This window comes from Erwinia artemisiae, assembly GCF_051400835.1.
Taxonomy (GTDB): domain Bacteria; phylum Pseudomonadota; class Gammaproteobacteria; order Enterobacterales; family Enterobacteriaceae; genus Erwinia; species Erwinia aeris.
The window spans coordinates 77,399-89,320 of sequence record NZ_JBLFFM010000006.1 but is presented as its reverse complement, the minus strand read 5'-3'; the positions used below and the strand labels follow the sequence as shown (position 1 = coordinate 89,320).

General features: G+C 60.3%; 11 protein-coding genes. 2 read left to right on the top strand and 9 right to left on the bottom strand.

Annotated features, from left to right (window positions below; genetic code table 11):
- Nucleotides 1-262: 262 nt before the first annotated feature.
- On the top strand, nucleotides 263-2,149 hold the full coding sequence (locus ACMGEE_RS14540) for a hypothetical protein (RefSeq protein ID WP_436830258.1): 1,887 nt from the start codon (nucleotides 263-265) through the stop codon (nucleotides 2,147-2,149).
- Nucleotides 2,150-2,369: 220 nt separating this feature from the next.
- On the opposite strand, the gene panD is transcribed toward ACMGEE_RS14540, so the two are convergent.
- From panD to thpR, 9 genes are all read right to left on the bottom strand, one after another.
- On the bottom strand, nucleotides 2,370-2,750 hold the full coding sequence (panD, locus tag ACMGEE_RS14535) for an aspartate 1-decarboxylase (RefSeq protein WP_436830308.1): 381 nt from the start codon (nucleotides 2,748-2,750) through the stop codon (nucleotides 2,370-2,372).
- Between the two features lie 35 nt (nucleotides 2,751-2,785).
- Nucleotides 2,786-3,640: a pantoate--beta-alanine ligase gene (panC, locus tag ACMGEE_RS14530; protein ID WP_301251383.1), complete on the bottom strand. Its 855-nt coding sequence runs from the start codon at nucleotides 3,638-3,640 to the stop codon at nucleotides 2,786-2,788.
- 14 nt (nucleotides 3,641-3,654) lie between these two features.
- Nucleotides 3,655-4,449 (bottom strand): 3-methyl-2-oxobutanoate hydroxymethyltransferase, encoded by a 795-nt coding sequence (panB, locus tag ACMGEE_RS14525; RefSeq protein ID WP_253455213.1) that lies wholly within the window; start codon nucleotides 4,447-4,449, stop codon nucleotides 3,655-3,657.
- Nucleotides 4,450-4,507: 58 nt separating this feature from the next.
- Entirely contained in the window at nucleotides 4,508-4,984 is a 477-nt protein-coding gene (folK, locus tag ACMGEE_RS14520; protein ID WP_436830257.1) for a 2-amino-4-hydroxy-6-hydroxymethyldihydropteridine diphosphokinase, read from the bottom strand.
- Complete coding sequence (pcnB, locus tag ACMGEE_RS14515; protein ID WP_253461107.1) at nucleotides 4,981-6,399, bottom strand: polynucleotide adenylyltransferase PcnB; 1,419 nt, start codon at nucleotides 6,397-6,399, stop codon at nucleotides 4,981-4,983. The genes folK and pcnB overlap by 4 nt, the downstream gene beginning before the upstream one ends.
- 138 nt (nucleotides 6,400-6,537) lie before the next feature.
- The gene (gluQRS, locus tag ACMGEE_RS14510; RefSeq protein ID WP_436830307.1) at nucleotides 6,538-7,413 is read right to left on the bottom strand and encodes a tRNA glutamyl-Q(34) synthetase GluQRS; all 876 of its coding nucleotides are present in this window, start codon (nucleotides 7,411-7,413) and stop codon (nucleotides 6,538-6,540) included.
- Between the two features lie 53 nt (nucleotides 7,414-7,466).
- Nucleotides 7,467-7,922: an RNA polymerase-binding protein DksA gene (gene dksA / locus ACMGEE_RS14505; protein WP_125289067.1), complete on the bottom strand. Its 456-nt coding sequence runs from the start codon at nucleotides 7,920-7,922 to the stop codon at nucleotides 7,467-7,469.
- Nucleotides 7,923-8,101: 179 nt separating this feature from the next.
- Nucleotides 8,102-8,806 carry a DNA/RNA nuclease SfsA gene (gene sfsA / locus ACMGEE_RS14500; protein WP_436830256.1) on the bottom strand — a complete coding sequence of 235 codons (705 nt, stop codon included), beginning with the start codon at nucleotides 8,804-8,806 and terminating at the stop codon, nucleotides 8,102-8,104.
- Nucleotides 8,803-9,342 (bottom strand): RNA 2',3'-cyclic phosphodiesterase, encoded by a 540-nt coding sequence (gene thpR / locus ACMGEE_RS14495; RefSeq protein WP_436830255.1) that lies wholly within the window; start codon nucleotides 9,340-9,342, stop codon nucleotides 8,803-8,805. Before thpR ends, sfsA begins: the two co-directional genes overlap by 4 nt.
- 68 nt (nucleotides 9,343-9,410) lie before the next feature.
- On the opposite strand from thpR, the gene hrpB reads away from it, so the two are divergent.
- Nucleotides 9,411-11,846: an ATP-dependent helicase HrpB gene (hrpB, locus tag ACMGEE_RS14490; protein WP_301730683.1), complete on the top strand. Its 2,436-nt coding sequence runs from the start codon at nucleotides 9,411-9,413 to the stop codon at nucleotides 11,844-11,846.
- Nucleotides 11,847-11,922 lie beyond the last annotated feature (76 nt).

Below are 11,922 nucleotides of genomic sequence, written 5' to 3'. Positions count from 1 at the left end.
GGCTGAACCGCCTTCTCTCTGCATGGAGAAGGTTGCTGAACGAAGAAAGCGTAACCGCAAATAGCACGATCTCTATCCCCGCATTATTTGACGTCCATCACTGAATATAAGAAAACCTTATTTAGCTGCAAACTTTTTCCTCCCTGTTGCCACTCAGTCCTATCGCGAGCACGTTGTACTGGTATTGAGTATGGCCGGTGTTGTCACGATAAATCAGCAGGCCACAAGCCTGTTATCTTTGACTCAACTCTGGATCAAACTTATGGCAGGCGTAAATGCATTACCTTCTACCTTAACTACCGCCACTCACTCTTCAGGCCAGGCAACCTCCAGTCAGGAGGCTCGCGCCCGGGGCACCGGGGGAGCAGGCCCTTCTACGGCGGTTACCACACCGGCAGACGCTGCGCGCGATCGGGCCATTAACAACATAGTTACCCAGCTCAATCACTATTTTCCCGGCAGTACCGCATTGCACACGCTGGTACAGGATCGTGCCGCTGAGCTTCATGATATGGGAGAGACGCCTCAAAGCGTTGCCGAAAATATGGCCAAAGCGCAGAAAATGGATTACATCAGCGAGGCCGCAGGCAACGCGGTAAAAGCGTTTCCTTTTGCCATCTCGGGCTACGCCTCAGGCGCCCTCAAATTAGGCGCAGGCGTGGCCGGTTCCACGCCGGGTTCGGAAGCGCTGGCGGGGGCGATTGATGGGGCTACGGCGATGGTAATGAAATCCGTAGGCGATAAGGTATTTGCTGATACGGTAAAGGATACGCTGTGGCTGGCAGCCGATTCCGCAAAGCTGGAGCCGGAAATGCAGGAGGTGCTGAAAAAGCGCCAGGGCCTGGGAGAAAGCCTGAAGCTGGCTCCGCTGGGCGGCCAGGGATTCAATGGCCGTAATGCCGTGGTCGGCGCTGTAGCCGCGGCGACGCATAATAATCCTCAGGCGGTGTCGCATACCAGCAATGTGCTGAGTCTGGCAGCAGGCGCGGCGGGCGGCGTCCTCACCAACAAGTTCAGCGCTTCCCACGGCCCTGAATTCCTGCTGGGACGCACCGACTGGAAAGCGCAATACACCGCGTTGAAGTCTACCAGCGTCAAGCAGCAGATGGCGTCCGGAGGCGCGGAAAGGCTGAAAACGCTGCTGCTTAGCTTACTAACGCCCCGTAATTATGCTAAGGGAACGCTGAATATTACTTCAGGAAATATGGTGTCGGAAATTGGCGCCTTAGCCGTGGCGCTGGCCGGAAACAATGCCTTACGCAATGTTGTGCGTAATAAAGGCGTGAGCGAAGCCGTGAGTTCTGCCCCCTCCGCCGCGATTGATGACGCGCTTGGACGCCTCGGCGCAGGCCAGCTGACCTCGCCATCAGAGATTGCTAAAGATCAGGCGATTAACCTTGTCGGCGCCGCGCTGGCCTATGCTTTTCAGGGCGTCGCAGGCGCGTTAGCCGGGCCGGCGCCAACCCGCAATGACGAAGCCGTAGATTTTTTGGCGGATAAAGTCGTGAACAGCGTAATTGGGGAGAAAACCGGTGAAGTGCGGGATAAGGCTATTGAGGTGGTACAGCAAGGGGCAAGAGATGTGGGACAGATGACCGTCGATGCCGCGGTGAAAACCAAAAACTCGGTCAAGGAAGGCGCCATCTCATTAGCCGATGGAGCGGTCAAAACGGGCAACGCGGTTGGCAGCGGTCTGAAAACGGCGAAAAATAACGTTTCTGACGCCATGAGCAATGCCCATCAATGGGCGGGCGAACAAATCAAAAAGCAGTTTGCTTCTCCGTCACAGCCAGCCGCGCAGGCGATGCCGTCGTCAGCCCCTCAGGCTTCTTCGTCACGGCCTGCCGCGCAGGCGTCAGGACAGACCACCGCGCCACAAACTGCGCCGCCACCGGCACGACCTGTCGCTCCGGCGGCACCCCAGGCCTCGACGTCACAAACTACGGCACCGACCCGACCTGCCGCGCAAACGGCGCCACAGGCTTCGACCTCAAAGCCTGCCGCGCAAACGGCGCCACAGGCTTCGACCTCAAAGCCTGCCGCTCAGACGACGCCGCCTTCAGCCGCGCCTGGCGGATCCCGGCCCGTCGCGCAGCCAGCGAGCGAAGAAATTGAGATGCAGCCGTTGGGCAAAAGTAAGCAGGCGTAGCCTGAGGGGGGTGCCTGGGGCTGGAAGCGTCAAACCCTGCCAGGTAAACGGCGGTGTCTCCAGCTGCGCCAGCCTCCTCTAGCCCCGCAGCCGGGGAGGCAGAGATGCCGCCGCCGGGTAACAGTAAGCAGGGCCGGGCCGGAAAACGGGAGTAAAAGGAAAGGGCGGGGTCTGAACGATGGCGGTAAGAAGAGCGGGGGAGTCATCCCCCGCCAGTAGATTAAGCGACCTGCACCGGCACCGCTTTCGCCAAACGCTTCATTACATTATCGCCTTCAAAGTAGGCGACTTTCGGCTGCCATTCGCGGGCTTCGGCATCCGACATCGCCACGTAAGAGCAAATGATCAGAATATCGCCTTCGCAAGCACAGCGGGCGGCCGCGCCGTTGACGGAGATAATTTTCGAGCCGCGTTCGGCCGCGATAGCATAGGTAGAGAAGCGCTGACCGTTAGTCACGTTATAGATATCGATCGCTTCATATTGCAGGATGCCGGAAGCATCCAGAAAGTCCTGGTCAATGGCGCAGGAGCCTTCATAGTTCAGATCTGCCTGCGTGACTTTGACGCGGTGGAGTTTGCCCTGCAGCATGGTACGGTTCATCATTTACCTCTGGTGAATAAGCAATAATCGGCACGCTATGCCGTTAAATCGACCTGCTGATTGTCAATCAGGCGCGCCTTGCCCAGCCAGGCCGCCATCAAAATGACCGCGCTTTTGCTTTCTACCGTTAGCGGCAGCAGCGTTTCAGCATCGACTATCGCCAGTCCGTCGGCGCGCAGGCCGTGAATGGCCAGCGCGGCTTCCGCATCGGCAATAATCACATCGACATGACGCTCTCCATTGGACAACCTTTCCGCCATGCTGTTCATGACGCGGCTCAGCGCGGGCGCGATTTTTCGCTCGTCGGGCGTCAGATAACCGTTACGCGAGCTGAGCGCCAGGCCGTCTTTCGCGCGCACCGTCGGCACGCCGACAATCTCGATATCGTAGCCCATGTCCGCGACCATCTTGCGGATCAGCGCCAGCTGCTGGAAATCCTTCTCGCCAAAGCAGGCCAAATCGGGCTGCACGAGGTTAAACAGTTTGCTGACGATGGTCGATACGCCGCGAAAGTGGCCCGGACGGCTGGCGCCTTCCAGCAGCGAAGAGAGGCCCGGCACCTCGACAAACGTCTGCTCGCCAAGCCCTTTTGGATAGATATCATCGGGCGCGGGCGCAAAAACCAGATCCACCTTGCGGCGGTTCAGCTTCTCACAGTCTTCCTGGAGTGTGCGCGGATAGCGCGCCAGGTCGTCAGCGCGCTCAAACTGCATCGGGTTAACGAAAATAGTGGTAACCACAATATCGGCGCGCGCGCGGGCTTCGTCGACCAGCGTCATATGGCCGTCGTGCAGATTGCCCATCGTGGGCACCAGCGCGATACGCTTGCCTTCTTGCCGCCAGCGGCGGATCTCACGCCGCAGCATGGGTAAGGTTTCAATAATCAGCACTTGCCGCTCCCGTCTCAGTAAAAACTGTGTTCTTCAGCAGGATACGTTCCCGCTTCGACTTCCGCTACATACTGCCTGACGGCAGCGCGCATCTCGCCTGTTTCCAACAGGAAATTTTTGACGAATTTAGGAATATGCCCGCCGGTGATGCCGAAGGCGTCGTGCATCACCAGGATCTGACCGTCGGTCACGTTGCCCGCGCCGATGCCGATCACCGGAATAGCCAGCGCCTCGGTTACGCGCTGCGCCAGCGCGACGGGCACGCACTCCAGCACCAGCATTTGCGCGCCGGCCGCTTCCAGCGCCAGCGCGTCGGCCAGCAGCGTCTCCGCCGCCTCGCTATCGCGACCCTGCACTTTATAACCGCCGAAAATATTGACCGACTGCGGCGTTAAGCCCAGATGCCCACAGACCGGCACGGCGCGTTCGGCCAGCTGGCGCACGGTGTCGCTCAGCCAGGCGCCGCCTTCGATTTTCACCATGTTCGCGCCCGCGCGCATCAGCTCCGCCGAGCTGGCAAAAGCCTGTTCCGGCGTGGCGAAGGTCATAAAAGGCAGATCGGCCATCAGCAGCGCGGCAGGCGCGCCGCGGCGCACCGCACGGGTATGATAGGCGATATCCGCCAGCGTGACGGGCAGCGTGGAATCATGGCCCTGAACGACCATACCAAGCGAATCGCCGACCAGCATGACCTGGATGCCTTCGTCGGCAAACAGGCGAGCGAAGCTGTAGTCATAAGCGGTAACAGAAGCGAATTTGCGGCCGCTTTTTTTCCATTGGCGAAGGGTGGAGACCGTTGTCGGTTTCATCACAACCTCTGAGAAAGTGTTCTGGTGGGCGTATCTTAATGGAAGGGCGGTAGCCTGGCTACCAGGACTTAATGGCCCGGCAGTCCAGCGTGGCGACCAGCTTTTTAAGCGGCGTGCCGTCCGGCAAAATCAGTTCCGGCGCGATGGCGAGCAGCGGCACCAGCATAAACGCGCGGTTGTGCATATCGTAGTGCGGTACGGTCAGACGCGGCGTGTTAATCGTCATATCGCCGAACAGCATGATGTCCAGATCCAGCGTGCGCGGGCCCCAGCGTTCATCCTTACGTACGCGTCCCTGTTCCAGCTCAATACGCTGGGTATGATCAAGCAACGTTTCCGGCGGCAGCGCCGTTTCCAGCAACACGGCGGCATTAAGATAATCTGGCTGATCCGGCGGGCCGTAGGGCGGCGTACGGTAGAAGGGGGAGGTGGCCAGCAGGGTGGTTTGCGGCAGCCCGGCCAGTGCATCAAGCGCGGACTGCACCTGATGCAAAGGATCGGCCAGATTGCTGCCTAAGGCGAGATACGCCCTCATACGTTGCTGCTGTTACCGTCGCGACGAGGGCCAGGCACGCGCTTGCGTGGACGGCGGGTGCGGCGACGCGGCACCGGATCGTCGCCAAGCGTATTCAGCATCGTTTTCTGCTGCGGCGGCGCGGCAACCTGGAACTCGCCCCACCAGGCGGAGAGGCGCAGCAGCTCCTGGTTATTCTCTACTTCGGCGCGCAGCGCCAGCAGGTCGTAAGCGGCGCGGAACTTAGGATGCTCCATCAGCTTCCAGGCGCGCTTGCCGTGGCGGCGGGAAAGGCGCAGCTGCAGCTGCCAGATATCGCGCACCAGCGTGGTAATGCGTTTCGGAATAGCCAGCGAGCGGCACGCTTCATCCAGCACGTCGTTCATCGCCAGCGCGAAAGCATCATAGTAGGCCAGGCCGCTTTCCTGCGCGATTTTCTGCGCCGCTTCCAGCTGCGGATACCAGAACATCGCCGAGAACAGGAACGCCGGGTTAACGCGCATATCGTTATGAATGCGGTTATCGGTGTTTTTCAGCACCTGCACCACCATGCGTTCCATATTGCTGTCGCCCTGATCCGTAAAGTAACGGGTGATCAGCGGGAAGAGCGGCTGGAACAGCTGATATTCACGCAGCTGCAAATAGGTCGTATAGCCATAACCGGCCTGCAACAGCTTCAGCGTCTCTTCAAACAGGCGCGCGGGCGGAATATCGTGCAGCAGCGTCGCCAGTCGAGGGATCGGCTCTGCCGTTTCGGCGGCGATGCTCATATCCAGTTTGGCGGCGAAGCGGATCACACGCAGCATTCGCACGGGATCTTCACGGTAGCGCGTTTCCGGATCGCCAATCAGGCGGATAATGCCCTGATGCAGGTCGTTCAGGCCGCCGACATAGTCGCGTACGCTGAAGTCGGCCACGCTGTAATACAGGCTGTTGATAGTCAGATCGCGGCGCTGGGCGTCATCTTCAATGGTGCCGAAAATGTTGTCGCGCAGCAGCATACCGTTCTGGCCGCGCTGCGAGCTGTTGCGATCGGACTCCGGCTGTTCCGCTTCGTGATGGCCACGGAAGGTGGCGACCTCAATGATTTCCGGCCCGAACATAACGTGAGCGAGGCGAAAACGGCGGCCGACCAGACGGCAGTTGCGGAACAGCTTACGCATCTGCTCCGGCGTGGCGTTGGTAGTCACGTCGAAGTCTTTCGGTTTTTTGCCCAGCAGTAAATCGCGGACGCCGCCACCGACAAGGTAAGCCTCATAGCCCGCTTTATTCAGTCGGTACAATACCTTGAGGGCATTTTCACTGATGTCTTTACGCGAGATAGCGTGCCCGTCACGCGGGATCACGGTTATCTTAGGCGCAACCTGCACCTCGGCTGGCGCCTCGCCTTCGCGGTTCAAAACTTTTCGGCAAAAATTAGCAACTCGGGTAAAAATGGGACACCTCGATAGTGACGTTAAAGCTGGGCGATAAAAAACAGCGGCTAATCATAGCTCAGTGTGGCGCGTTTGAGAATGCTCATCTCGCTTCGCTCTCGTTTTCAGGCCAGAGCGGGCGCGCGTATTCACTTTCTACTAACCATTCTGCAACAGTATATTCTGGCGCGGCACGCGGGTCAGATCCCATGCGGCGACCGCTTTTTCCAGTAAAACAGACGGCGTTTCGTCGCGCCATCCTTCGCTGACCGGCTGGCCTAAAAAACGCAGCGCCTGCACCAGCACGGGCCGCGGATCGCCTGCCGGCAGCGGCGGCGCGTGATTCTGCTTGGAAAGCTTGTTGCCATCGGCGTTGACCGCCAGCGGCAAATGCAGGTAGCCGGGCAGCGGCCAGCCAAAGCGCTGGTACAGCGTTATCTGCCGTACCGTCGGCTCGATCAGGTCGGCGCCTCTGACCACTTCCGTCACGCCCTGAAAATGATCGTCCACCACTACCGCAAGATTATAGGCAAACAGCCCGTCGCGGCGGTGAATAATGAAATCTTCCTGCGCCAGCGCGGCGTCGGCCATCACCTCGCCGCGCAGCGTATCGGTAAACTGCGCTACGGGGCGATCGACGCGCAGACGCAGTGCCGCATTATCCGGGCCGCGTTGTCGCGTGCGGCAGTAGCCGTCGTAAAGGCCGCCGATTTGCCGAATGCGGCTGCGCGTGCAGGTACAGTAATAGCTGTGGCCCTGCTGGTTCAGCCAGGCCAGCGCTTCCCGATAAGCTTCATGGCGCTGCGACTGCCAGAGCACCTCGCCATCCCAGTGCAGGCCATACTGCTCCAGCTGCTGAAGAATGCGCCGCGCCGCGCCGGGCACTTCACGAGGCGGATCGATATCCTCAATGCGCACCAGCCATTTGCCCTGCTGCGCGCGTGCCTGCAAATAGCTGCCAAGCGCGGCTATCAGCGAGCCGAAGTGGAGTTCACCGGAAGGGGATGGGGCGAAGCGCCCGATACAGGATGACATCGGAGAAGAGACAGGCAGTGAAGCAGATGCCTCACTGCACAATCCATTAGCCATTAACCGGCCATTTGTTTTTCGCGGATTTCCGCCAGCGTTTTACAGTCGATGCAAAGATCGGCGGTAGGACGTGCTTCAAGGCGACGGATACCGATTTCAACGCCGCAGGAATCGCAGTAGCCGAAATCGTCATCTTCTACTTTCTTCAGCGTCTTCTCGATCTTTTTGATCAGTTTGCGCTCGCGGTCACGGTTACGCAGTTCAAGACTGAATTCTTCTTCCTGTGCTGCCCGGTCAACCGGATCGGGGAAGTTGGCGGCTTCATCTTGCATATGCGTGACGGTGCGATCAACTTCATCCCGAAGCTGGTTACGCCAGGCTTCAAGGATCTTCTTGAAATGCGCCAGCTGGGCTTCATTCATGTACTCTTCGCCCGGCTTCTCCTGATAGGGTTCCACACCAGCGATGGCGAGAATACTCAGGGACGAGGTTTTACGGGTTTGCCCTTCTTGCATGTTGTTTCTCCTGGATAACACGCACTATCGATCCCCAGAGGGGATAAAAACAGGTCGCTATAAATAGCAGAAGCGATCAAGGTTGGCAATTATTCCTGAACATCCCTTGACAAGGCTGTGAGGAAAAGCGTATCTGACGCGACATAAGACCCTTCATATAACAGTTAATTGCGTCTGAATTACGCATTCACAATCAGTTTCCTCTCTACGACCAGACCTTCAGGCGAGAGGCTCGCTTTACAGGCAAGCACCTCGACCCCGCTTGCGCGCGCCTGAACCATGAGTTCTGCGTAGTGTGCATCAATGTGATGCGCCGGGGTGACGTCCTCAATCCCCGAATGCAGAACGGCAAATAAAAGCACCGCGCGCTCGCCGTTTTCCGCAATCTTCGCCAGTTCGCGCAGATGCTTCTGGCCACGCTCGGTAACCGCATCCGGAAAGTAACCCTTACCCTGTTGTAAGAGCGTCACGGATTTGACTTCAATATAGCAGTTGACGCGATCCTCTGCCTTTAACAGGAAATCAATACGGCTTTTTTCAGCGCCATATTTCACTTCACTTTGTAAATCCGCATAACCGGATAATTCCGGAATCCGCCCGGCCAGCAGCGCTTCTTTTACCAGCATGTTGGCGCGCAGCGTATTTACGCAGATCCAGTGTCCCTGCTGCGTTTGTGTCAGTTCCCAGCTGTGCGGATACTTTCTGGTCAGGCTGTCCGACGTGGAGTACCACACCGTATCACCTGGCGTCGCACAGCCGGTCATCGCGCCGGTATTGGCGCAATGCAGCGTCATTTCGGTGCCGTCTGGCGTGATGACATCGGCCAGAAAGCGCTTATAACGTTTGACCAGCGTGGCCTGGCGCAGCGGCGGCGTAAAATTCATAAACTTTCCTGTTGCAGTTCCCAGCTTGCCAGCGCCCGATAGCGCGTGCGGCCCTGGCTGAACAGCGACTCGAAGAGCGCAAAACGCTCCACGCGAAACTGCCAGCTGAAATTACGCGGCGGCAACGCGACCGGCTGGAGAGCATTGCGGAATAATGTGACATGCGGATGAAAGGGCAGCGGACTTTGATAACAGCCGCTGCGCGCGGCCTGCGAGCGTAACAGTCCGGCCAGCTGCAGCAGCCCGCGCGGCGCCTGCTTCGGCCCCAGCCAGACCACGCCGGAACGCGGCCAGTGACCGGCGTCGTCCAGCGTCAGGGTAAACGGCGACTGCCTGATACGTCCGGCCATTTGTTGAAGCGCACGCTGCTTTTCCGCGCCGACATCACCCAAAAAGGCCAGCGTAAGATGCAGGTTAGCCGCCGCTATCGGACGGCCGGTCTCTTCGGCAAAGGTGGCGGCGCGCCACGCAATAACCTCCTGAGTGCTGCTGGCCGGTAGCGCGATACCGAAAAACAGTCTTTTTTGCTCGTTCATGGTGCCCTCCGGTATTCCAGAAGCAGGAATGCTACAATGCCCGGCAACTTAAGGCCAGGAGCAGAGACGTGAGTTCATTACCAGTCAGCGCTGTATTACCCGAGCTGTTGGCGGCCCTGCGGGATGCGCCGCAGGTGCTGCTGGCGGCGCCGACCGGCGCGGGAAAATCGACATGGCTGCCGCTGCAGCTTTTGCAGCAGGTCAGCGGGCGTATTTTGCTGCTGGAGCCGCGCAGGCTGGCGGCGCGCAACGTGGCGCAGCGGCTGGCGGAGCAGCTTGGCGAAGCGCCAGGACAGACCGTGGGCTACCGGATGCGGGCGGAAAGCCGCAGCGGGCCGTCCACGCGGCTGGAGGTGATTACGGAAGGCATCCTGACGCGGATGCTACAGCAGGATCCGATGCTGGAAGGCGTTTCGCTGGTGATCCTGGATGAGTTTCACGAGCGCAGCCTGCAGGCCGATCTGGCGCTGGCGCTGCTGCTGGACGTGCAGCAGGGGCTGCGCGAGGATCTGAAAATTCTGCTGATGTCGGCCACGCTGGACAACGCTCGCCTGCAGGCGCTGCTGCCGGATGCGCCATCTGTCCGCTCCGAAGGCCGCTCTTTTCCCGTTGAGCGGCGCTACGCATCCCTGTCCACCAGCCAGCGGTTTGAAGAGGCGGTGGCGCGGCAGGTCAGCGAGCTGCTGCGCGAAGAGCCTGGCTCGCTGCTGCTGTTTCTGCCCGGCGTGGGCGAAATCCAGCGGGTGCAGACGCAGCTGGCGCCACTGGTCGCCAGCGATGTCGATCTTTGTCCTTTATATGGCGCGCTGCCGCTGGCGGAGCAGCGTAAAGCTATCCTTCCTGCGCCTGTCGGCCGCCGAAAAGTGGTGCTGGCGACCAATATCGCGGAAACCAGCCTGACTATCGAAGGCATTCGGCTGGTGGTGGACAGCGCGCTGGAGCGGACGGCGCTGTTCGATACGCGCACCGGCCTGACTCGCCTGCAAACGCAGCGCGTCAGCCAGGCTTCGATGATCCAGCGCGCCGGACGCGCGGGTCGTCTGGCGCCGGGGATCTGCCTGCATCTGATCCCTAAAGAGCAGGCGGAACGGGCGGCGGCCCACAGCGACGCGGAAATACTGCAAAGCGATTTAAGCTCGCTGTGGCTGGATCTGCTGCAGTGGGGCTGCCACGACGCAGCGCAGCTCACCTGGCTGGATAAACCGCCCGCCGCCAGCCTGGCCCAGGCGCAGCGGCTGCTGTCGCAGCTTGGTGCCACCACCGATGCCGGACAGCTGACGGCCAAAGGTCGACGCATGGCCGCTTTCGGCAGCGAGCCGCGCCTGGCCGCGATGCTGGTCGAGGCGGGCAACGATGCGGACAGCGCCGCCACGGCGGCGATGCTGGCGGCGATCCTGGAGGAGCCGCCGCGCGGCAGCGTCGATCTGCGGGACGCGCTGCATCGTCCCCAGCCCCACTGGCAGAAACGAGCGAAACAGCTGCAGCAGCGGCTGCGCCTGACCGGCGGCGCGATCGATGCGGCGTTGGCCGCGCCGCTGCTGGCGAGCGCTTTTCCCGATCGTATCGCTCGCCGTCGCGGCATGGAAGGGCGCTATCAGCTGGCTAACGGCATGGGCGCGATGCTCGATCGCGAAGAGGCGTTAATCCGCTATGAATGGCTGCTTGCGCCCGCGCTATTACAGGGCAGCGCGCAGCCGGACGCGCGCATTCTCCAGGCGCTGCCGCTGACGATAGAAACGCTGATCGCCGAGCGGCCGCAGCTTGTCGGGCAGCGGGTAGAGGTTGAATGGCACGACGAGCGCGGCACGCTTTCCGCCTGGCGTCGCGAACAGATTGGCGAGCTGGTGCTGAAATCCCAGCCGCTGAGCAAGCCTGACGAAGCGGTGCTGCACCCGGCGATGCTGCGCTGGATCCGCAGCAAAGGGCTGTCGGTGCTGAACTGGACGCCCGCCGCCGAGCAGCTGCGTGTGCGGCTGGTCTGCGCCGCGCAGTGGCTGCCGGAACAGGCATGGCCCGCCGCCAGCGAGGCCGATCTGCTCGCCACGCTGGAAAAGTGGCTGCTGCCGATGATGAGCGGCGTGCGCGATGCAAAAGGGTTAAAACAGATCGACTGCGTCAACGCGCTATTACAATTGCTCACATGGTCACAGCGCCAGCAGCTGGATACTGTGCTGCCAACTCATTACACTGTGCCCACCGGAAGCCGGCTGCCGATCCGCTACGATGAAGAGAAGCCGCCCGCGCTGGCCGTGCGGCTACAGGAGATGTTCGGCGAAGCGCAAAATCCCAGCGTGGCCGAAGGGCGCATTCCGCTGGTGCTGGAGCTGCTCTCGCCTGCGCAAAGGCCGCTGCAGATCACGCGCGATCTGGCGGGCTTCTGGCAGGGAGCCTGGCGTGAAGTGCAAAAAGAGATGAAAGGGCGCTATCCCAAACATCTCTGGCCCGACGATCCGGCCAGCGCGCTGCCGACGCGGCGCACCAAAAAGTATTCCGCACCTTCCTGATCGGGTTTCAGAAGGTTCCCGTTCCACCGTAGTTGATGTCAGTGCATAGTCGGCCCGCCGACGGCGGCTCTGGAGA

Coding starts and splice junctions, on each gene's coding strand:
- ACMGEE_RS14540 (WP_436830258.1), top strand. CDS start 263: ATGGCAGGCGTAAATGCATTACCTTCTACCTTAACTACCGCCACTCAC.
- panD (WP_436830308.1), bottom strand. CDS start 2,750: ATGAACCGTACCATGCTGCAGGGCAAACTCCACCGCGTCAAAGTCACG.
- panB (WP_253455213.1), bottom strand. CDS start 4,449: ATGAAACCGACAACGGTCTCCACCCTTCGCCAATGGAAAAAAAGCGGC.
- folK (WP_436830257.1), bottom strand. CDS start 4,984: ATGAGGGCGTATCTCGCCTTAGGCAGCAATCTGGCCGATCCTTTGCAT.
- gluQRS (WP_436830307.1), bottom strand. CDS start 7,413: ATGTCATCCTGTATCGGGCGCTTCGCCCCATCCCCTTCCGGTGAACTC.
- dksA (WP_125289067.1), bottom strand. CDS start 7,922: ATGCAAGAAGGGCAAACCCGTAAAACCTCGTCCCTGAGTATTCTCGCC.
- sfsA (WP_436830256.1), bottom strand. CDS start 8,806: ATGAATTTTACGCCGCCGCTGCGCCAGGCCACGCTGGTCAAACGTTAT.
- thpR (WP_436830255.1), bottom strand. CDS start 9,342: ATGAACGAGCAAAAAAGACTGTTTTTCGGTATCGCGCTACCGGCCAGC.